This is a genomic window from Methylocaldum sp. (assembly GCF_039794385.1).
Lineage (GTDB): Bacteria > Pseudomonadota > Gammaproteobacteria > Methylococcales > Methylococcaceae > Methylocaldum.
Genome location: NZ_JBDIVO010000049.1, coordinates 1 through 20661, shown reverse-complemented (window position 1 = coordinate 20661; position 20661 = coordinate 1). Strand labels below are relative to the sequence as shown.

Sequence of the window (20661 nt, the reverse complement as noted above, 5' to 3'; positions counted from 1 at the left end):
ACCGACCGTACGATTCCACTCCGCGCCTTTCAGGTTTTTGAAGGCGCCCAGGTTTCGTGCGGCCAAAGAGGACCCCGTGAAACCAGAAATTTGGGACTTGACTGGGCTATGAGAGGGTGGGTTAGCGGAGCGTAACCCACCGATCCGAGACTGCTCAGTGGGTTACGGCCGCGCGGCCTAACCCACCATCGATGGGTTTCGCTTCGCTCTACCCATCCTACAAAATGAATTCCTGATTGAAAGCGATTTTGAATTACAGCCTATCCAAGCAGGTCTTGAAACTCTTCGACAAGCTCGGTGCGAGCCCTGGCCTCAAGCGCCGAGAGGGTTTTTATTCCGCTTTTTCGCCCGGCCAAACCTGCACGAAACCATCCCGATTCGGCATCACGACCCGAGGCAATGTTCCCGCATTCATTTCCGCCCGTTCGTCGACAATACCGTTAATATGCAAAAGGTAAGCCGTGACCGCGTAAACCTGGTCCTCGCTTAGACTGCGGGGTGCGTCCAAGGGCATCGAGCGGCGGATGAAATCGAACAGGGTGGTTGCGTAAGGCCAATAAGTGCCGATGTTTTTGTCCGGATGGGGGCCGGTTAAAGAGCCGCCCCCGGCCAGTTCGCCGGCGCTTCCGCCCATGCCTTTGGGCCCGTGGCACGATGCGCACTTCGTGTCGTAGATGGCTTTGCCTTCGAGAGCCGTGCCTTTGCCGGCCGGAAGTCCGGCGCCGTCGGGGAAGACGTTGATGTCCTGATCCGCAATCTCACCGGGCGATGCGGGGCGGCCGAGCTTGGGGCCTTCCGGCGCGGCGGCGACCGCGGCAGTCATGACGAACAAAAGTAGTGCCGGGGCCAACCACCGTGGCCCGCTTCGGTTACGATCGTTACGCATAGACATGGCTCACAGTGCCATCGGCGGCTACCGCCCAACTGACGATGGCGTTGTAGTGGAAATAACCGTGCCGCCCGCGTTCTGCAATGAGCGCCCGGCGCTCCGGCTGGACATAGCCGGTTTCGTCCACGGCGCGGCTTTTGAGCACCAAGGGAGAGCCGTCCCAGCGCCACGGCAGGCGGAAACGGGTAAAACATTGCGGCAAAACCGGTTCCTGCAGCGCCGCTTCCGCCCAACTGCGTCCGCCGTCGGCCGAGATGTCGACCCGCTTGATCCGGCCCCGGCCGCTCCAGGCCAAGCCGCTGATCTGGTAAAGGCCTGGACCTCGTAGATGCTGGCCGGGCGAGGGAAAGGTGATGATCGACTTCGCATCCATGACGAACGTGAATTGCCGCGCCTTGCCGGAAGGCAGCAATTCGGTGTACTTGGCGGTTTCGTTGCGGGCCATCACCGGCTGATTCGCCGCCTGCAAGCGGCGCAGCCATTTGACGCTGAGAACCGCTTCCCATCCCGGCAGTATCAGTCGCAACGGGTAACCGTTCTCCGGGCGCAAGCGTTCGCCGTTCTGATAAAGCGCGAGAATCGCGTCATCCATGGCTTTTTCGACCGGAATGCTGATGTTCATCGCGGCGGCGTCCGCGCCTTCGGCGATGAGCCAGCGGGCGTCGGGCCGCAGGCCGGCCTCGTCCAGGATGACGGCGAGCGGAACGCCGGTCCACTCGCTGCACGAGGCCAGACCATGAAAATAGCCGACGGGCGTCTGTATGGGCTCCTCGTGCCAGCCGGCATTGCTGTTGCCCCCGCATTCGACGAAGCAGAGGCGGGAGACCATCGGGTAGCGCAACAGGTCTTCGATGCCGAAAGACAGCGGATTTTCGACCAGCCCGTGAATCAATAGGCGATGTTGGTGCGGATCGATCTGCGGCACGCCATTATGGTGCCGTTCGAAATGAAGACCGTTGGGCGTGACGATGCCTTCGAGTTTATGCAGAGGGGTCCAGGAAATGCCATTGCCCGGCGCGCCGGAATTGGCCGAGATCCAGCGTATGGCCTCTTTTTCGTGAGGCGAGGGGCGGCCGTAATTGGTGAAAGGTTCGCCCGGCGTCTTCATCCAAGGCGGTTCTTCGGCCAGACCTTGGCGCATGTGCCCGACGAGTGCGGCGCCGGCGCCGAACGCCAGTCCTTTTTTCAGAAACAGCCTGCGGTCCAGCAAACCGCCACCCGCCACGGGCTGCAACAGCCCCGGCTCACGTGCCTCTTGGTCGCTCATTGCGCATCCTTTTTCGGAAGAAATCGGCTGTCGATCTTACTCCGATCGGGAGGCGCAAAGCACCACGGTTTTTCATGGTCGCCGATCTCCGGACGCCATGTTGTCGTCGTCGGCCACGATAAGAAATTTCGCCTTTCAGGCGAGAATCAGTAAGATTCGTTCAGAAATCGAAAACCGAATGGGTGTGCGGATGCAGGACAGGATGGCCTGCGGCCGGATAAAGAATAATTTTTGATGAAACATCTATGGCTAAGGCAATACAAAAAAACAAGAAACCTGGTCAGAGCGGCCGTAGTTCAGTCGATACCGTGAAACGGGTGTCCGACGATGCGTGACTTTGCAGCCTTTATCATGCGAAGCCGGCTGCATGCGATCGCAATAGCCGGGTTGTTCGGTGTTTTGTCGCTGAAGGTGCTTCCGTTCGCCTTGCTCAGCGCTGCGGCGCTCGGTTTGGTCGCATTACGCAAAGGCTGGCTGGAAGGCGCGGTCGTGGCGATCGGTGCCGCGGTCGTGGTCGGGGCCGGCTTTTTTCTGATGGAGCTCAGGCCGGGATTGAATTTCCCGGTCGTGTTTGCGATCTGGCTGCCGCTGCTGATTTGCGCGGAAGTTTTGCGGCGCACGGAGTCCCAGGGGCTGGCGCTGCTTGTGGTGGGACTGACGGTCGGTCTGTTCGTCTTGGGAATGCATTTGGTTACCGGCGATGTGGTCGCCTTCTGGCAGTCATGGCTGAGGCGGGCTGTCGCCGCGGTGCCCGGTGCCACCGTTCAGGGGTTCGAGCGGGACGGAACCTTGCGCCTGATGAATGGTCTGATCGCCGTGCTTTACGGGATCGGCCTGATGTTCAGCCTGTTGTGCGCCCGTTGGCTGCAATCCCTGGTCTACAATCCCGGCGGATTCGGTCCCGAGTTTCAGCGTCTTCGACTGCCGCGGCTCGCTTTACCGGTGGTCGTCGGCGCAATTTGGGCGTCGGGTACGGTGAGCCCGATCTTGGTCGCCGATCTCCTCATGGTCGCCGTGATGATTTATTTCTTCGCCGGATTGGCGATCGTGCACGCCCTGGTCGCCTTTCGCCGTTTGCACTGGACATGGTCGGCACCGCCGTATGTGGCTTTGATATTCGCGCCTCAATATGCCGTCGTGGGACTTGCGTTGGTCGGTGCCTTCGATGCCTTGATCGATTTTCGGACCCGAGTAAGGAAAAGGTGAGTCGGTGATGCGTCAGGCGCGCGGATTGCTAATCAGGATCGAGCGATGATTCCTTATCGGGACACCATTCCGACCCGGTATACGCCATGGATGACCTGGACGCTGATCGTGCTGAATCTGGCCGTTTTTGCCTACACCCAGTCGCTGTCCGAACAAGACTTGTACTTTTTTCTGAATTTCCATGGGCTGGTGCCGGCGCGGTATACGAATCCCGAGTGGGCGGCCAGGGTGGGGTACCCGGCCGGCGACTACACGCCGTTCGTGAGCAGTATGTTCATTCATGGCGGAGCGCTCCATCTGGTTCTCAACCTTTGGTTGCTTTGGATATTCGGAGACAACGTCGAGGACCGCATGGGAGGCGTGAGGTTTCTGGCCTTTTATCTGCTCTGCGGTTTGATTGCCGGAGCGGTGCATATTTACACCAACTCCCATTCCAATATCCCGACGATCGGAGCTTCCGGCGCCATAGCGGGTGTCATGGGGGCCTATTATTTCCTGTTTCCGTACGCTCGCGTGGTGATCTGGATGTTCTTCCTGCCCTGGTTCGTGGAGGTGCCGGCTATCGCCTTTTTGGGAATTTGGGTGATGATACAGCTTTATAAAGTCACCGTCGGTCTGCCATCCGACGAGCCTTTCGCCGATGTCGCCTGGTTCGGGCATCTCGGCGGTTTCATAGCCGGTATGTTGTCGTATCGTCTCTTTTTGCTCTCCGGACGGAAGGACGACTCGTATTACAGAAGGCATTCGACCTGATTCATGACTTATCGCGTCCATCCGTCCGAACGGATTGCCCATCGCGTCGACCGGAACCATTTTCTCTGCCTCTTGAGCGAGCATATCGAGAGAGGGCGCCTGCTGTTCGATACGGAAGATCTCCGCCCCTATGAATGCGACGGGCTTTCCGCCTATCGGGAGCTGCCTTGGATCGTCGCTTTGCCGGAAACGATAGAAGAGGTGCAAGCCGTAGTTCGGCTGTGCCGGGAGCACGGCGTGCCCGTGGTCGCGCGGGGTGCGGGTACCGGGCTTTCCGGCGGGGCCTTGCCTATCGCCAACGGCGTCTTGCTGAGCCTCGCCAAATTCAACCGGATCATCGAAATCGACCGCGCGAACCGGACCGCCCGAGTCCAGCCGGGCGTCCGCAATCTCGCCATCTCGGAAGCCGCCGCGCCTTACGGGCTTTACTACGCGCCCGATCCGTCCTCGCAGATCGCCTGCACCATCGGCGGTAACGTCGCGGAGAACTCGGGCGGCGTCCATTGTCTCAAGTACGGATTGACCGTCCATAACGTCCTCCAGGTCCGGGTCGTGACCATGGACGGCGAGCTCGTTGTGCTGGGCGGATCGGGGTACGACAGTCCAGGTTACGATCTGCTGGCGCTGATCACCGGTTCCGAGGGCTTATTGGGCGTGATCGTCGAGATTACCGTGAAGCTGCTTCCGATTCCCCCTTGCGCACAGGTGCTTTTGGCATCCTTCGACAGCGTCGAGGAGGCGGGCGGGGCGGTGGCCGCCATCATCGGCGCCGGCTTGCTTCCGGCCGGCCTCGAAATGATGGACAACATCACCATTCGGGTGGTGGAAGACTTCCTGCATGCGGGCTATCCGACCGGCGCCGCGGCGATCGTGCTCTGCGAATTCGACGGTATTGCCGAGCAGGTCGAAAGCGATCTTCTCAAGGCGCGGGAAATTTTCCGGGCGGAAGGCGCGACCGAGGTCCGTCAATCGACCAGCGAGGCCGAGCGCAAGACATTCTGGGCGGGCCGCAAGGCGGCATTTCCGGCGGCTGGGCGCATTTCTCCCGATTATTACTGCATGGACGGCACGATTCCGCGCAAGCGTTTGCCCGAAGTATTGCGCCGGATTTCGGAACTCTCGGCGCAATACGGGCTGGTCGTCGGCAATGTGTTTCATGCCGGCGACGGCAATCTGCATCCGCTCATCTTGTACGATGCAAACAATCCCGGAGAGCTGGAGCGCGTCGAAGAGCTGGGCGGGAAAATCCTGGAGGCTTGCGTCGAGGTCGGCGGGACCATTACCGGCGAACACGGCGTCGGGATCGAAAAGATCAATCAGATGTGCGTTCAGTTCCGGGCCGCTGAACTGGCGCAATTCCACTCGGTCAAAGCGGCTTTCGATCCCGCCGGGCTGCTCAATCCTGGAAAAGCGGTTCCGACCCTGCACCGGTGCGCCGAATTCGGCGCGATGCACGTTCATCGCGGACGTGTCGCTCATCCCGAGCTGGAACGTTTCTGATGGACGCCGATCTCAGTGAGAGTCTTCGTCAAGCCGTAGCGGAGGCGACGGATTCCGGAACGCCGCTCACGATCGTCGGCAGCGGGAGCAAGACCTTTTATGGCAGACCGTCGTCCGGCAGCGTGCTGGGAACGGCCGGACACGCCGGAGTCCTGCGCTACGAGCCGACCGAGTTGGTGCTGACCGTGCGCTGCGGCACGCGGCTGTCCGACATTGAATCCGTTCTAGCCGAGTGCGGCCAGATGCTGCCTTTCGAACCGCCTCATCTCGGCGAGAACGCAACCCTGGGAGGCACGCTGGCCTGCGGATTTTCCGGTCCCCGTCGGCCTTTCGCGGGCTCAGCGCGCGATTGCATGCTGGGTTGCAGGATCCTGAACGGCAAGGGCGAAATGCTTTCGTTCGGCGGCGAAGTCATGAAAAACGTCGCCGGTTTCGACATTTCAAGGCTCATGGTAGGCGCCATGGGCACGTTGGGCGTGATCCTGGAGGCGTCGCTCAAAGTGTCGCCCAAACCCGAGCGCGAGTTGACCGTGTGTTTCGAACGGAGCATCGAAGAAGCCTTGAACACCATGAATCTGTGGTGTTCCCAGCCGTGGCCGCTGTCCGGATTGGCCTATGACGGCAGCCGAATCTATGCGCGGTTGTCGGGTTCGGACCGGGCCGTCGATGCCGTATACCGAAAATTCGGCGGCGACGTTTGCGCCGAGGGGGACGAGTTCTGGCGGGACTTGCGCGAGCAGCGTCACGAATTCTTCCGCGCCGACGGCAACCTTTGGCGGATATCCCTGGCACCGGCCACCCCGGCTCTGGATTTGCCGGGTACGTGGTTCTACGACTGGGGCGGCGCGCTGCGCTGGCTGAAGACCGGCGCTCCGTCGGAGAACGTATTCCGGGCGGCGGAAGCGGCCGCCGGTCATGCGAGCTTGTTTCGAGGTCGATCCGGCGACGGGCGGGTGTTTCAGCCATTGCCGAACGGTTTGAAAGCTTTGCATGCGAGTCTGAAGCGGGCCTTCGATCCCATGGGCTTGTTCAACCCCGCACGGCTTTACGAGGACCTCTGATGCAAACCAGGCTGGCCGATTTCGTCAAAGACACGCCCGATGGTCGGGAAGCTGACGCGATTCTCAGAAATTGCGTGCATTGCGGATTCTGTACGGCCACGTGCCCGACCTACCAGCTTTTGGGGGATGAACTGGACGGTCCGCGCGGCCGCATTTATCTGCTGAAACAGATGTTGGAAGGACAGCCGGTCACGGCCAAGACGCAATTGCACCTGGACCGCTGCCTGACCTGCCGGGCTTGCGAAACGACCTGCCCGTCCGGCGTTCGGTACGGCAGGCTGGCCGATATCGGGCGGGGAATACTCGAGGAGAAAGTCCGGCGTCCCTGGCTGCAACGCGTTCAGCGGCTGGCTCTGCGCAAGCTGATGCCGTATCCCGAGCGCTTCGGCCTGCTCGTGGGGCTTGCCAGGCTGGCTCGGCCCGTGCTGCCGGCGGCGGTCCGTGCCAAGATCCCTCCCAAGACTTGGAGCCCGGCGTGGCCGCCCGCGAGACATGCCCGCAGGGTGCTGATCCTGAAAGGTTGCGTGCAACCAGTGATGGCACCGGCCGTCGACGCCGCCGCCGCGAATGTCCTGGACAGAATCGGCATCAGCGCGATTCGCGTCCAGGGGAGCGGCTGCTGCGGGGCACTGAGCCATCATCTGGCGGCACACGAGGAAGGCGCGGCGTTCATGCGGCGCAACATAGACGCCCTGTGGCCGCATATCGAACGGGGGGCGGAGGCGATCGTCAGCACCGCCAGCGGCTGCGGGGTGATGCTGAAGGAATATGTCGACGTGCTCAAGCACGACCCACGGTACGCCGCGAAGGCCGAACGCATCTCCGCGCTGGCGAAGGATATCGGCGAGGTCTTGGCCGGCGAGGACTTGTCCCCGCTCAGGAGATCGAATGAACGCCGAATCGCGTTCCATTCGCCCTGCACGCTCCAGCACGGCCAGAAATTGAGCGGATTGGTCGAAAGCCTGCTGTCGGGATTGGGGTTCGAGCTGACTCCCGTCGACCAGCCCCATCTCTGCTGCGGTTCGGCCGGAACGTACTCGTTGCTGCAGCCGGAGCTTTCCCGGCGGCTTTTGGTCGAGAAAATCCGAGGTCTCGAACAAGGCCGGCCGGAGTGCATCGCGACCGCCAACATAGGCTGCTGGGCTCATTTGCGGTCCAGGGCCAAGGTGCCGGTCCGTCACTGGATCGAATTGCTTCAGCCGTAATTCCGCAACTTTCGTCGCGACGCTGACCTCTTGACAAGCTCGATTGTCGAATGCTAAACCGACGCCGATATCAAGAAATGAATTGTTTCCTTCATGTAGCGAGTTGTGTCAATCAGCAATCAGGAGGACGGTCATGAAGCGTATGTACTATCTCACCAGTAATCTCGACAGCACCGAGCAGATTTCGAACGATATGCACCAGGCAGGCATTACCGACTGGCATTTTCATGTCGTCAGCAAAGACGAGGCAGGCCTTTACCGACGTCATATACACGCTGCAAATCTCATTCAAAAACATGACGTTATCCGATCCGGCGAACGCGGGGCGGTGATAGGCGGCATCGTTGCATTGTTAGCTACGGCGTATGTCATGGCCGCTGAGCCCTTCGGATCGGACGTCAGCGGCTTGGTCTATGTTGCGATCTTCGGCTTCATCACGCTCTTCGGAGCCTGGGTAGGCGGTTTGAGCGGCTTGGCTACGGAGAATCACGCCATAGCCCAGTACCACGACGACATTAACGCCGGGAAATATCTGATCATGATCGACGTGCGCCGCGACCAGGAGGAGAGCGTCCGCTCGCTGATGGGGGAAAAGCATCCGGAAGCACGGCTGATGCGGGTGGGCTCGACTTTCGTCAATCCGTTCGAGTTTGCCAAAACGACACCTGCCTGAATTATTAATCCTTTACGCTTGGCCCTCGGTATTCACGCGATACTAGGTCGTTTGGAACAAACGATCGGTGGCTAATTTTGGTAAAATTTGGCCACCGATTCGTTTTCCTGCCGAGAATGACCCAAAAACTTTTCATAGAAACCATTGGTTGCCAAATGAACGAGTACGATTCCGCGAAGATGCGCGACGTACTCCATGCTTCCCATGGCTTCGAGCTGACCAACGACCCCGAGGAAGCCGATGTCTTGCTGCTGAATACCTGTTCAGTCCGGGAAAAGGCACAAGAAAAGGTTTTTTCGGAATTGGGACGCTGGCGCCCGCTCAAGGACAAGAAACCCGGCGTCGTCATAGGCGTCGGCGGTTGTGTCGCCAGCCAGGAAGGGGAGGCCTTGCAGCGGCGCGCCCCCTATGTCGATATGGTTTTCGGTCCGCAGACCCTGCATAGGCTGCCGGAACTGCTGGACAAAGTAAGAAAGGATAGAGCGCCCGCCATCGATGTTTCTTTCCCGGAGATCGAAAAGTTCGATGCGCTTCCGGAGCCGCGCGCGGAAGGACCCAAAGCCTTTGTCTCGATCATGGAAGGGTGCAGCAAATATTGTACGTTTTGTGTCGTACCTTACACGCGGGGCGAAGAGATCAGCCGTCCTTTGGACGACGTGATCGCGGAAATCGTCGCTTTGACGGAGCAGGGCGTGCGCGAGGTGGTGTTGTTGGGACAGAACGTCAATGCGTACCGAGGTGTGATGGCCGACGGCGAAATCGCCGATTTTGCTTTGCTGCTGAATTACGTGGCTGCGATCGACGGTATAGAGCGCATTCGATTCACCACGTCTCACCCGGTGGAATTTACCGACAGTCTAATCGAAGCTTACGCGGAAATTCCAAAACTGGCAGACCATTTGCATCTCCCCGTACAAAGCGGCAGCAACCGAGTTTTGAGCTTGATGAAACGCGGACATACCCGCGAAGAGTACATCGAGAAAATCCAGAGGCTGCGGGAGGTCAGACCCAACCTCAGTTTGTCGTCGGATTTTATCGTCGGATTTCCCGGCGAAACCGAACAGGACTTCGAAGAGACCATGGATATGATAGAAACTCTGGGTTTCGATCATTCTTACAGCTTTATTTACAGTCCCCGTCCCGGTACGCCGGCGGCCGAAATGACAGACGATGTGCCCATGACGGTGAAAAAGGAACGCTTGGCCCGGTTGCAGACGAGAATCAACGAAATGTCGGCGGAAATTTCCCTCGGCATGGTCAATACGGTGCAGCGTATATTGGTCGAGGGCCTTTCGAAAAAGGATTACGCTCAACTGAGCGGACGTACCGAGAACAACCGGGTAGTCAATTTCTCGGGCCCGTCGAAGCTAACCGGTCAATTTCTGGATGTCCTGATCGTCGAAGCACTGCCCAACTCGCTGCGGGGCAGATGGGTAAACACCTCGGCTCCCGATTTTTCAACCCACGAGACCAGCGGTCTCACCGCATAACTTGCTTAATCATCTGAACTCCTTGCATCTCACTTTAGAACCCGCCGACAACGAGCGGCTGGCCAGTTTGTGTGGCCAATTCGATGAACATCTGCGCCAGATCGAAAGACGGCTGGGCGTGGAGATCGCCAACCGCGGCAATCAGTTCGAAATCATAGGCTCCGGCAAACCGGTGCAGGCCGCGTACAAAGTGCTTCAAAGCCTGTTCGATGCGACCTCGCACGAGGTGATGACGCCCGAGCGCGTCCATCTGTCCTTGCAGGACTCCAATATCGCCGCCATGCTGGAAAGTGCCGGCGACGAGGTCGAACCGCTCGCCATCCGAACCAAGCGTGGCGCGATCAAGCCGAAAGGCGCCAATCAGCAGCGTTATCTCAAGAATATCCAGAGCCACGATATCAACTTCGGCGTCGGCCCCGCCGGAACGGGCAAGACCTATCTGGCCGTGGCTTGTGCCGTTGCCGCCTTGGAACGGGACGAAGTCAGGCGCCTGATTCTCGCGCGTCCGGCGGTCGAAGCCGGCGAGAAGTTGGGCTTCTTGCCGGGCGACATGGCGCAAAAGGTGGATCCTTATTTGCGGCCCTTGTACGACGCTCTCTACGAAATGCTGGGTTTCGAGCGGGTGGCCAAGCTCATCGAGCGCAACGTGATCGAGGTGGCGCCTCTCGCGTTCATGCGCGGACGCACCTTGAACGAGTCGTTCATCATCCTGGACGAGGCGCAGAACACGACCGTCGAGCAGATCAAGATGTTTCTGACCCGGGTGGGGTTCGGTTCCAAGGCCGTGATCACCGGCGACATTACCCAGATCGACCTGCCACGCAACAAGGAATCGGGGCTAAGACATGTCTTGGAGGTCTTGCGCGATGTCGAAGGCATCAGCTTTACCTTCTTTACGTCTCAGGACGTCGTGCGCCATCCTCTGGTGCAACGTATCGTCGCCGCTTACGAGGCCTACGAGCGAGCGAATGTGACCGATCGATCAGCATGATCCTAGAAACGGCAGTTGACCGCTTCGATGCATCAGAAAAGTCCAATGAATTATAAGTGTCCAACCGTGTACCGATCTCACCTGTTCGGTGAAACCACTACGCGCGCGATTGCACGGCGGACGGGCCGCCTGGCGGCGTTGCTCCTTCTTGTGGGGGACGGCCCCACGGCGGCGTCGCGCCTTGCCATCCGGCCCGTCCGCCGCACACTCGCGCGCGTCCAACTGCCGTTTCTAGGATGATAAGCGTCGAAGTCCAGCACGCCACAGTGCGGCAGTGGGTCCCGGAAGACGGAAAATTTCTGCACTGGGCGAGCGCGGCGGCGAAACGGGAGGATGCCGAGTTAGTCATACGGATTGTGGACGAGACGGAAAGCGCCGAATTGAACGAGCATTACCGGCACAAGGCCGGACCGACGAATATTCTCAGTTTTCCTTTTGAAGTGCCGGAAGGCGTTCCCAATCAGTTGCTGGGCGATCTCGTCATCTGTGCCGCCGTCGTCGAGCGCGAAGCGCGCGAGCAAGGCAAAACACTCGAAGCCCACTGGGCGCATATGGTGGTGCACGGTGTGCTGCACCTGCAAGGTTATGATCACATCTCGGAAAGCGACGCCGCCGTCATGGAGGCGGAAGAGATCGCTATTCTCAATGATCTAGGATTTCCCAATCCCTATGAGGAGATCATCACGTCATGAACGAGGAGCAAACGGGCGAGCATCGAAGTTGGCTCGAACGACTAGGCCTTTTCTTCACGGGTGAGCCCGAGGACCGCGAGGATTTATTGGAATTGTTGCGCGCTGCTCAGAAGCGGAATCTGATCGAGCTGGAAGCGCTTTCGATGATCGAAGGGGTCATGCAAGTCTCGGAACTCAAGGTCCGTGACATCATGATTCCCAGAGCCCAAATGGTCGTGGTTTCGCAGGATGCGGAACTGGAGACGATATTTCCGTTGGTGGCCGAGTCCGCCCATTCCCGCTATCCCGTCATTGGAGAGGATCGTACCGAAGTGGTCGGCATTCTTCTGGTGAAGGACCTTTTGATTCACAGCCTCAAGGACAAGACGAAGCGGGTAAAGGAAATCATGCGTCCCGCCCAATTCGTCCCGGAAAGCAAACGACTCAACGTGCTGCTCAAAGAATTCCGTACGACCCGCAGTCACATGGCTATCGTGGTCGACGAGTACGGCGCTGCGGCCGGTTTGGTGACGATCGAGGACGTCTTGGAACAGATCGTCGGAGAGATCGAGGACGAGCACGATTTCGGCGAAGAGGAATACATTTTCAGGAAGAACGATCGCGAATATACGTTGAAGGCTCTGACGCCGATCGACGAGTTCAACGATTACTTTTACGTCGACTTCAACGACGATGAATTCGATACCATCGGGGGGCTGATCGTTCACCAACTCGGCCATGTCCCCAAGAGGGGCGAGAAAGTGGAGATCGATCGCTTCCGCTTCATCGTGCTGCGGGCCGACAGTCGCCGCGTGCACTTACTGAAGCTGATCCTTCTGCCCCAGCCCGAAAGTCAATCCGAGACTAGCGCTCGCGTGGATTGATAAGATTCTGACCGTGTTTTACGACATCCTGGCTCTGATCGGCGGTCTATTGTTGCCGCTGGCGTTTGCCCCGTTCGACTATCCCATTCTTGCCGTCATCGGCTTATTTCTCTTGTTCGCAAGCTGGCTGAACGTCTCGCCGGGGAGGGCGTTTTTGCGCGGCTATCTATTCGGCTTGGGACAATTCGGCCTGGGCGTTTCCTGGGTCTACGTCAGCATGCACGATTACGGCGGCGCCAGTCCGCTGGAGGCCGCAGCGCTGACCTTCGTGTTCACGGCCTTCCTGGCGCTTTATCCGGCACTGGCAGGTTGGCTTTCGCGTCGCTTTTTCATCGGAAGCCGGATCTATCAATCGCTCATCGTTTTCCCGGCCGTTTGGATTTTGGGGGAATGGGTACGAGGCTGGTTCCTGACAGGGTTTCCGTGGCTGCAAGTCGGCTACAGCCAAATCGACACCCCGTTGGCCGCCTACGGCCCCGTCCTCGGGGTCTACGGTATCGGCTGGGTGGTGGCCTTCGTGGCGGGAGGAGTCCTCGCGGCATTTCACTCGGCGCGCAAACCGCGGACCCTCATAGCCGTCGCGATCGTCTTAGTGCTCGGCATGGGTAGGGTGCTGAGCGGCGTTTCCTGGACGCAGCCTGCGGGTGAGCCGTTCAAGGTGACCTTGCTCCAGGGTAACGTGCCTCAAGACATGAAATGGCAGCCCGAATTCCAGCGGGAAACGCTGCAAATGTACACCGAGATGACACGGAAATCGTGGGGTTCGCGGCTGGTCGTTTGGCCGGAAACCGCCATTCCGGCGTTTTACCATCAGGTCAAGGAGACCTTTCTTGCCGATCTGGAGACGGAAGCGGCGGCGCGGGGTACCGATCTCCTGATCGGCGTACCGTTTTACGATCAAACCCAAGACCGCTATTTCAATGCGGTCGTTGCGCTGGGAGAAACGCCGGGGATCTATTTCAAACGGCATTTGGTACCTTTCGGAGAATATCTGCCGCTGCGGCCGGTGCTGGGTTTCATACTGGACATTCTGGAAATTCCTCTGTCCGATTTCGCCAGCGGAAACGGCGGCCAAGCGGCTCTGGTCGCTGCGGGGCATCCTCTGGCAGCCTCGATCTGCTATGAGGACATCTTCGGCCAGGAGTCGCTGGCCGTTCTACCTCAGGCGGCGTATCTCGTAAACGTTACGAACGACGCCTGGTTCGGCGACTCTATCGCACCCCACCAACATGTGCAGATGGCACGGATGAGGGCGCTCGAAACCGGACGTTACATGCTGCGCGCCACCAACACCGGTATAACCGCGATTATCAGCCCTAAGGGCAAAATCGATGTCGCCGCGCCTTTGTTTCAGCGTACTCAGGTGACCGGGACGATCACGCCCATCGAAGGCAGCACGCCTTACGCGCGGTGGGGCGACTGGCCGGTCGTCGTGGTTCTGGTAACGGGCTTGAGTTTCGCCGCTTGGCGTCGTCGGCGCATCCTACAGACGGATTCGTCAGCCGAGTAGGTCGGGAATCCTTTCCCGACATCGCGGGTTGGTTAGGCGTTCGTCGGCAAAGGCTTGTTGATCGGCGCCTATCCCATGACGCCCTACGCCGCGATCGACGGCAATGGCAGCCTTCGGTTCTCGCGCAGCAGACGGCCGAATTGCTCCGCCGTGACCGGACGGCTCGAATAATAACCCTGCATGTCGTCGCACCTGTGCCGGCAGAGGAAAGTCAATTGTTCCAGGGTTTCCACGCCCTCCGCGATGACCTTGAGACCAAGGGTGTGGCCCAGCGAGATGACGGTCTGCACGATCACGGCGTCATTGGTGTCGGTTGCGATGTCGCGGACGAAGGACTGGTCTATTTTCAGCCGGTCGAACGGTAGCCGCTTGAGATAACTCAGGCTGGAATAGCCCGTTCCGAAATCGTCCACCGAAAGCTTTACGCCCAACTCTTTCAATTCCTCCAAAATCGGAATGAAACGCTCGGGATCGTGCATGACCATGGTTTCGGTCAATTCCAATTCCAGATAGCGGCCTTCCAGTCCGGTTTCCCGTAGCGTCTGGTTGACCAGTTTGACGAGATTTCCGCGTTTCAATTGCTTAGCCGAAAGATTGACGGCGACGTCGAACGGCGACAGTCCCGCATCCTGCCAGGCTTTGCTCTGCAAACATGCGGTTTTCAGAGCCCAAGAGCCGATCGCGTGGATTAAACCGGTTTCCTCGGCCATGGGGATAAACCGGGAAGGCAACACCAAGCCTAAGTCCGGATGGCGCCACCGGATCAGCGCTTCCGAGCCGATGATCCTTCCGCCCCTGAGTTCGACCTTGGGCTGATAAAAGAGCTCGAATTGCTGCTGTTCCAAAGCCCGCCGCAACGCGCTTTCCATTTTGATGCGTTCGATCGCGCGCTGGCTCATTTCGCGGGCATAAAGCCTGAAACCGCTGCCGCCTTCCTCCTTGGTTCGGTACATCGCCGTGTCCGCATGCTTGAGCAGCGTCTCCATGTCTTCGCCGTCGGCGGGATAAACGCTCGCTCCGATGCTGCCGCTCATGAACAGTTCGCGTCCCTCGATCAGGAAAGGTTTGGCGATAGCCCGCAAGATCTTGACGGCTACGAACTCGATGTCTTCCATTCTTTCGAGATCCGAGAGCAAGATGAGGAATTCGTCGCCGCCTTGCCTGGCTACCGTATCGCCCTCGCGGACGGACGCCTGGAGACGCTCGGCGACGGCCTGTAGCAAGGCGTCGCCGAGCGCGTGGCCGAAGCTATCGTTGACATCCTTGAACCGGTCCAGATCGAGAAACAGCAAGGCTAAAGGCCGCTCGGTGCGCTTGGCGTGGGCCAGCGCCTGGGACAGGCGGTCGGCGAGCAGGGTGCGGTTGGGTAAATGAGTCAGGGCATCGTGGGTCGCCAGGTACTCGATGCTGGCCTCATATTTCTTTCGCTCGGTAATGTCACTTGCGACGCCGTCGAGACGCATAGGGTTTCCGGCCTTGTCGTAAATGACCTTGACCCGGTCTTCCAGCCAGCGTATTTCGCCGTCCGGACGCAGAATACGGTATTCCGCGGTCAACGTACCCGTCTCCAATAGCTCTCCCAGGGTTTTCTGCATCCGCTCCCGGTCATCGGGATGGACGCTTTGCAGCCAGAGGTCCTTGTTCTTCATGAAGTCAGCGACGGGCCGGCCCCAAACTTTCTCCGCCGCGGCGTTGACGTAAAGCGTTTCGCCGGTCGTCGGCGAGAGAGACCAAACGATATTGTCTATCGAGCCGAGGATGCTGCTCAGTTTTTCTTCGGAAATCTTGAGTTCTTCCTCGGTACGTTTACGTTCCACGAACAGGCCGATTTGGCTGCCGATCGCGGTGAACATGTTCATCAAATCTTCCTTGGGTTTGCGGATTTCCCGGCTGAAAAACTCGATGGCTCCGAGCACCCGGCCCTCGAAGCGTATCGGAAAGCCGAATGCGGCGCGGAGCCCGGCATTTCCGGCGAGTGAGGCTCGCAAGAAGCTGGGGTCCCGTGAGAGATCCGCAATCCAGATGGACTTTGCGGACATCCAGATGCGTCCCGGCAGTCCTGCTCCGGGCGCAAAACTCATCGACCGGCTGGACGCTGCGAATTCCTCGGTATCGGAACCGTCCCTGCGCCAGAGGCCCGCGCAGCGCGCCACTTTCGCCCTGTCGTCCACCACCCATAGCGCCCCCACATCCACATCCCAGTTCAGAGTCTCGCAAATCACTTGCAGAATCTTTGGGCTCGCTTCCGCTACCGTTGCCGACTCGGCCAAAATCCGGGCTACTTCGTATTGCGTCGTCAGACGCCGTTCCGCGCGATCGCGGGCTGCTTGGGTTCGGAGGTTGGCTATGCCGTATGCGATATCGTCCGCCAGCTCTTCCATCAGGGCCTGTTCATCGGGACCGAACGCGCCCGGCACGTTGTCGTAAATGCTTAAGGCGCCAAATGTATGGGAGTCGGTTTTGAGGGGGAGGGCGATGACGGAGCGATAGCCCCGCGAGAGAACGTTTTCCCGCCAACCGGGCCATTCCCGAATGATCGCCAGGTCCGGCACGACAACCGTTCTTCCGCTGCGGATCGCCCTGCCGACGGGCGTGCAACAGCTGTCCGTGTCCATCTTGGTGAATCGCCATTCTTGAAGGCACCCGACTTCGCAACCTGCGTGGGCGACCGGGACCAGCGTTCTGTGTTCTTCGTCGCGGACCACGCCGATCCAAGCCATCGGATAGTGGCCCGCTTCGACCATGGTTTGGCACATCTGATCGAACAGGTCGTGCTCCTCCCGGGCATGAATCAACGCGTGGTTGCATTCGGCCATCACGGCGCGCGCACGCAAGGTTTTGCGCAACGACTCCTGAGCCTGCTTACGTTCGGTGATTTCGAGCTGCAAGGCCACGGCCCGGCGCTGCAATTCGTCGTAGAATCCGAGATTTTCATAAGCGGTCGCCACCTGGGCCGTTACGGTAGCGGCGATATCCTCATCGATTTCGTCGAATTCCGCCGCTCCCACCTTATTGGCGACATAAACCCAGCCATAGAGTCGGCTCGAGGATGCAATCGGCAAACCGAGGAGGGAATAGACCGGCGGGTGTGCGGCGGGCAGACCCAAGACCTCGGGATCGCCGCTCAATCCGGCAACGCGCAGTGGACGGCGTTCGGTCAGCAAACGGGCCAAAATTCCGCTTTTGGGCGGCAACGAGTTCGAAAGATCTATCGTTAGGTCTTCCATGCCGCGAGTGTAGACCCGGCACAGGTGTACCTCGTCCTCCTCCAGCAAGCCGACGACGGCATATTGGGCGGCACAGACGTCGTGGGCTGCCCGGCAAAAGGTCTCGAGCAGCCGTTCCGGATCGCGGACCGAGGTAAGTTCCAGTCCCAACTCGATGAGCGTGGCGAGCCTGAGACTGATCTCCTGCAGACGAGTCAGGGACATCGAGAAGCGTGCGGCAATGTCGCGTAACTCGGGCTCTCCGACTGCCGCCGGTGCGGACTCGATGATCCGCGCTACCGACTGGCGGATCGTCTCGATATCGGAGAAGTAGCCTGTGAGTTGGCCGGTTATATCGCCGAGCGACTCCGTACCGCGCTGAGTCGCCGTCTCGGGCAGACGGTCGGGTTCTATCGCGGGCAGCCCGAGCACGTTTTGTACGACGCCGAGAATTTCCTCGGGCGAGGAGGGTTTGGCCAACACGGCGGTCACTCCGCAGGCCTCGGCCAAGCTTCGCGCTTCCGGCGTGCGGTAGGTTGCGGTGTAAAAGATCACGCGGGTATCCGCGAGCGACGGTTCGGCGCGGAGACGGTTTACCAGTTCGTATCCGTCGATAGCCGGCATCAAGATATCGGTGATAACCAGATCGGGATGCTCGGCTCGGACGAGGTCCAGAGCTTCCGCGCCGTCCGAAGCCTCGAGCAGGCGATGGCCGCCGTAGCCGAGGAGCGTTACCAGAAACTCTCGGTTTAGGGGGCGGTCGTCAACGATCAGAATCTTAGCCATACCGGGCTCCGTCCAGACAATGCTCGATCATTTTCAGCAAGTCAGCGGTTCGATGGGTTTATTAACCCGGCCCATAAATGTAGGCCGAGTTATTTCGGGGCAAGGACGCCCCGGTGCGGCGACAAGCCGCGTGAGCCCAGGCCGGGCGTGTACCGGCCTGGGCGATGGCCAGTAAACGCCAGGAGGGTATTTAGGGGCCTGATTAATTGGTTTCAAGCGGTTGACGCCCTGGCTCGGCATGAGTTCCCGTGCCTTGGCACCAGGCGCCCAGGCGGCGATGAGAATGACTGGCGCGGCTCTGGCCGCTCTAGGAATGCTCCGGTCGTTCATGTTGGGCATCTTCAGGTCGGTCAAAATCGAACCCCAGCGAGTTGGAACGCAAATAGTTCGGCAAGAAACGTTCCAGTTGCCCGACGAAAGACTCCGGCTCGATGGGTTTGGAGAGATAGCCGTCGAACCCGGCAGCAAGCAGAGCGTCGCAATCGCCTGCCATGGCGAAAGCGGTAACTGCCACCACGGGAATGTTCCGGAGGTCGGTACGGCGTCTGAGTTCCCGAATCACGCCATAGCCGTCCAGCTTGGGCAGCTGGATGTCGCAAATAATAAGATCGGGCAGCTCCCGGCGGGCGATCTCCACACCCGCTTCGCCGTCGCGGGCGGCAAGCGTGACATGCCCATACGCTTCCAGCAGATAGGCCATTAGATCCATGCTGTCGGGATTGTCCTCGATGAGGAGTATACGCGCCGGCATCAGCCAGATGTCTTTGACGGCAAGCTTAGGGTGAATGTACTGCCGGCACCGTATTCGCTCCGTACATCGATGTGTCCGCCGATTAGGGAAGCCAGCTTTTGGCAAAGGTACAAGCCCAGTCCGGTGCCTTCGGAGGGACGGTTGGCGGCGGCGTTCACTTGGGTAAACGCCCGAAACAGCTTGGCTTGGTCTTCCGGTTTGATCCCGATGCCGGTGTCCAGCACGCTGACGTCGACCATCGTGTTGCCGTTTTCATGGCGCCGGCTCAACTCGATCGATATCTTGCCCTGTGAGGTGAACTTGACGGCGTTGTTCGCGAGATTGATTAGGATTTGTACGAACGCGCGCCGATCGGTTTCGATGACGATGTCGTCCCGCGGAAGCTCGATCTCGAGTCCGAGGCCTTTTTGTTCCGCCATCGGACGCAGGGTTTCGGCGACCTCCCGAATCGCCTCCTGGCACACAAAGGGTTCCGGATTGGATTTGACTTTGCCCGATTCGATCTTGGCGAGGTCCAGCAAATCATTGATCAGCGACAGCAGATGCTTGGCGCTGGTCTGAATGATCCGGAGCTGTTTTTCCTGTGCCGCGGTGAGAGGCCCCGGCAGCCTCATCAGCATGGTGCCGGTGAAGCCGATGATGGCATTGAGCGGCGTGCGCAGTTCATGGGACATGCCGGCCAGAAAATGGTCCTTGGCCAGATTGGCCCGTTCCAATTCGAGAATCTTCTCGCGCAGGGACTCGTCAAAATGCTTGCGCTCCGTGATGTCTCGGATTGAGGCGATAACGAGGATGCCGTTTTCGGATTCGAGCGCGCTGAGCCCGATATCGGCCGGGAACTCGGAGCCGTCCCGGCGCAGGCCGTGTAGGTCAAATGCGGCATCGATCGGCCGAACCCCCGATTCGTCCAAAAAAGGATTGCTGCGCCCGGCCTGTTCGCCGCGGAAACGATCGGGCATCAGAATATCGACGTTGCGGCCGAGCAGTTCGCTGCGGTCGTAGCCGAACAATTTCTCGGTTTGCGAGTTTACGAATGCGATCCGGCCACCGCGGTCGACGATGACTATAGCGTCCGGCGCCGTTTCCAGTAATTCCCGGAAGCTCTCGGTTCCGGTGATCGCGCCGGACGGGCAGCCCGTTGTCATCGGATTGTTATCGGACTCGATTAGTGACGACATGCCTCAAGCAGATAATGGTGTTCCTGGTCGGACTTCGTCCGCTGTCCAAGGCGGCGAACGAACGCTGTTCTCAGTACTCGGTTCCGCTATTGGTTCGTAGACCGTTTGTCATCTGAAAAAATCCCCTTTTTAGGTGTAAAAAAGTCATTACCCGCATACGCTCCGTGACAATCGTCGATCCGGTTAGCCGGTACTGGATAGCCATGGACCTTCAATCGGCGCGGTTTGTACGGGCTCCCGGTCGGCTCGGGATATAATCCTCCCATGCAAACGATTCCGTTGAATAGTCACCCGTCCACGCCCTGCGAGCTCATCCGCCGTTTCACGGTGCGTGTGCAGAAGACATCGGATGGGGTGCTCGCCCTCGAGTATACGGTCGAAGGGGATGTGGCGGGTCTGCATATTCCGCGCCCTCGGGTTGCACGACGCACCGACGGCCTTTGGCGGCATACTTGCTTCGAGGCATTTCTGATGCACCGCGAAGGGTATTATGAATTCAATTTCGCGCCGTCGAGCGAATGGGCCGTCTATCATTTTGAGTCTTATCGAGACGGCATGTCGGTCGTTAGACACGCCCCACCTCCGAAAATTTCCCTGACGCTCGATGCCTATCGGCTTGGGCTGAATGCAATGATCGACC

The 20661-nt window shown here is 59.3% G+C and carries 16 protein-coding genes and 1 pseudogene; 12 read left to right on the top strand and 5 right to left on the bottom strand.

Annotated features, from left to right (window positions below; all coding sequences use genetic code 11):
* Positions 1-331: 331 nt before the first annotated feature.
* Both ABJK70_RS06965 and soxC read right to left on the bottom strand, forming a co-directional pair.
* Positions 332-823 (bottom strand): cytochrome c, encoded by a 492-nt coding sequence (locus ABJK70_RS06965; protein WP_347257627.1) that lies wholly within the window; start codon positions 821-823, stop codon positions 332-334.
* A 55-nt stretch (positions 824-878) separates the two neighbouring features.
* On the bottom strand, positions 879-2156 hold the full coding sequence (soxC, locus tag ABJK70_RS06960; protein WP_156881012.1) for a sulfite dehydrogenase: 1278 nt from the start codon (positions 2154-2156) through the stop codon (positions 879-881).
* A 327-nt stretch (positions 2157-2483) separates the two neighbouring features.
* Between soxC and ABJK70_RS06955 the strand changes: the two genes are divergently transcribed.
* From ABJK70_RS06955 to lnt, 11 genes are all read left to right on the top strand, one after another.
* The gene (locus tag ABJK70_RS06955) at positions 2484-3362 is read left to right on the top strand and encodes a hypothetical protein (RefSeq protein ID WP_156881011.1); all 879 of its coding nucleotides are present in this window, start codon (positions 2484-2486) and stop codon (positions 3360-3362) included.
* 45 nt (positions 3363-3407) lie between these two features.
* On the top strand, positions 3408-4115 hold the full coding sequence (locus tag ABJK70_RS06950; RefSeq protein ID WP_077730123.1) for a rhomboid family intramembrane serine protease: 708 nt from the start codon (positions 3408-3410) through the stop codon (positions 4113-4115).
* Between the two features lie 3 nt (positions 4116-4118).
* Positions 4119-5615: an FAD-linked oxidase C-terminal domain-containing protein gene (locus tag ABJK70_RS06945; protein ID WP_347257626.1), complete on the top strand. Its 1497-nt coding sequence runs from the start codon at positions 4119-4121 to the stop codon at positions 5613-5615.
* Positions 5615-6676 (top strand): glycolate oxidase subunit GlcE, encoded by a 1062-nt coding sequence (gene glcE / locus ABJK70_RS06940; RefSeq protein ID WP_347257625.1) that lies wholly within the window; start codon positions 5615-5617, stop codon positions 6674-6676. Before ABJK70_RS06945 ends, glcE begins: the two co-directional genes overlap by 1 nt.
* A complete protein-coding gene (glcF, locus tag ABJK70_RS06935) occupies positions 6676-7881 on the top strand; it encodes a glycolate oxidase subunit GlcF (protein ID WP_077730126.1) in 1206 nt (401 codons plus the stop codon). The genes glcE and glcF overlap by 1 nt, the downstream gene beginning before the upstream one ends.
* A 133-nt stretch (positions 7882-8014) precedes the next feature.
* Positions 8015-8554, top strand: a complete 540-nt coding sequence (locus tag ABJK70_RS06930) for a hypothetical protein (RefSeq protein ID WP_086135585.1) — start codon at positions 8015-8017, stop codon at positions 8552-8554.
* Between the two features lie 116 nt (positions 8555-8670).
* Positions 8671-10044: a tRNA (N6-isopentenyl adenosine(37)-C2)-methylthiotransferase MiaB gene (miaB, locus tag ABJK70_RS06925; protein WP_156881007.1), complete on the top strand. Its 1374-nt coding sequence runs from the start codon at positions 8671-8673 to the stop codon at positions 10042-10044.
* Positions 10045-10057: 13 nt separating this feature from the next.
* Positions 10058-11035, top strand: coding sequence for a PhoH family protein (locus ABJK70_RS06920; RefSeq protein ID WP_086135619.1), 978 nt, complete (start codon positions 10058-10060; stop codon positions 11033-11035).
* Positions 11036-11271: 236 nt separating this feature from the next.
* The gene (gene ybeY / locus ABJK70_RS06915) at positions 11272-11727 is read left to right on the top strand and encodes an rRNA maturation RNase YbeY (protein WP_077730129.1); all 456 of its coding nucleotides are present in this window, start codon (positions 11272-11274) and stop codon (positions 11725-11727) included.
* On the top strand, positions 11724-12590 hold the full coding sequence (locus tag ABJK70_RS06910; protein ID WP_077730130.1) for a transporter associated domain-containing protein: 867 nt from the start codon (positions 11724-11726) through the stop codon (positions 12588-12590). Before ybeY ends, ABJK70_RS06910 begins: the two co-directional genes overlap by 4 nt.
* A gap of 13 nt (positions 12591-12603) precedes the next feature.
* Positions 12604-14100: an apolipoprotein N-acyltransferase gene (lnt, locus tag ABJK70_RS06905; RefSeq protein WP_347257624.1), complete on the top strand. Its 1497-nt coding sequence runs from the start codon at positions 12604-12606 to the stop codon at positions 14098-14100.
* Between the two features lie 83 nt (positions 14101-14183).
* Here lnt and ABJK70_RS06900 read toward each other — a convergent pair whose 3' ends face one another.
* From ABJK70_RS06900 to ABJK70_RS06890, 3 genes are all read right to left on the bottom strand, one after another.
* Entirely contained in the window at positions 14184-18092 is a 3909-nt protein-coding gene (locus tag ABJK70_RS06900) for an EAL domain-containing protein (RefSeq protein ID WP_133717303.1), read from the bottom strand.
* Positions 18093-18399: 307 nt separating this feature from the next.
* Positions 18400-18843 carry a response regulator gene (locus ABJK70_RS06895; RefSeq protein WP_077730133.1) on the bottom strand — a complete coding sequence of 148 codons (444 nt, stop codon included), beginning with the start codon at positions 18841-18843 and terminating at the stop codon, positions 18400-18402.
* Positions 18843-19988 carry an ATP-binding protein gene (locus ABJK70_RS06890; protein WP_347257623.1) on the bottom strand — a complete coding sequence of 382 codons (1146 nt, stop codon included), beginning with the start codon at positions 19986-19988 and terminating at the stop codon, positions 18843-18845. The genes ABJK70_RS06895 and ABJK70_RS06890 overlap by 1 nt, the downstream gene beginning before the upstream one ends.
* Positions 19989-20285: 297 nt before the next feature.
* Between ABJK70_RS06890 and ABJK70_RS06885 the strand changes: the two are divergent.
* Positions 20286-20661 (top strand): annotated as a pseudogene (locus tag ABJK70_RS06885) (hypothetical protein); the annotation flags it as partial.

Coding starts and splice junctions, on each gene's coding strand:
- ABJK70_RS06910 (WP_077730130.1), top strand. CDS start 11,724: ATGAACGAGGAGCAAACGGGCGAGCATCGAAGTTGGCTCGAACGACTA.
- ybeY (WP_077730129.1), top strand. CDS start 11,272: ATGATAAGCGTCGAAGTCCAGCACGCCACAGTGCGGCAGTGGGTCCCG.
- ABJK70_RS06895 (WP_077730133.1), bottom strand. CDS start 18,843: ATGCCGGCGCGTATACTCCTCATCGAGGACAATCCCGACAGCATGGAT.
- ABJK70_RS06950 (WP_077730123.1), top strand. CDS start 3,408: ATGATTCCTTATCGGGACACCATTCCGACCCGGTATACGCCATGGATG.
- ABJK70_RS06965 (WP_347257627.1), bottom strand. CDS start 823: ATGACTGCCGCGGTCGCCGCCGCGCCGGAAGGCCCCAAGCTCGGCCGC.
- ABJK70_RS06945 (WP_347257626.1), top strand. CDS start 4,119: ATGACTTATCGCGTCCATCCGTCCGAACGGATTGCCCATCGCGTCGAC.
- soxC (WP_156881012.1), bottom strand. CDS start 2,156: ATGAGCGACCAAGAGGCACGTGAGCCGGGGCTGTTGCAGCCCGTGGCG.
- glcF (WP_077730126.1), top strand. CDS start 6,676: ATGCAAACCAGGCTGGCCGATTTCGTCAAAGACACGCCCGATGGTCGG.
- ABJK70_RS06890 (WP_347257623.1), bottom strand. CDS start 19,988: ATGACAACGGGCTGCCCGTCCGGCGCGATCACCGGAACCGAGAGCTTC.
- ABJK70_RS06900 (WP_133717303.1), bottom strand. CDS start 18,092: ATGGCTAAGATTCTGATCGTTGACGACCGCCCCCTAAACCGAGAGTTT.
- ABJK70_RS06930 (WP_086135585.1), top strand. CDS start 8,015: ATGAAGCGTATGTACTATCTCACCAGTAATCTCGACAGCACCGAGCAG.
- glcE (WP_347257625.1), top strand. CDS start 5,615: ATGGACGCCGATCTCAGTGAGAGTCTTCGTCAAGCCGTAGCGGAGGCG.
- miaB (WP_156881007.1), top strand. CDS start 8,671: ATGACCCAAAAACTTTTCATAGAAACCATTGGTTGCCAAATGAACGAG.
- ABJK70_RS06955 (WP_156881011.1), top strand. CDS start 2,484: ATGCGTGACTTTGCAGCCTTTATCATGCGAAGCCGGCTGCATGCGATC.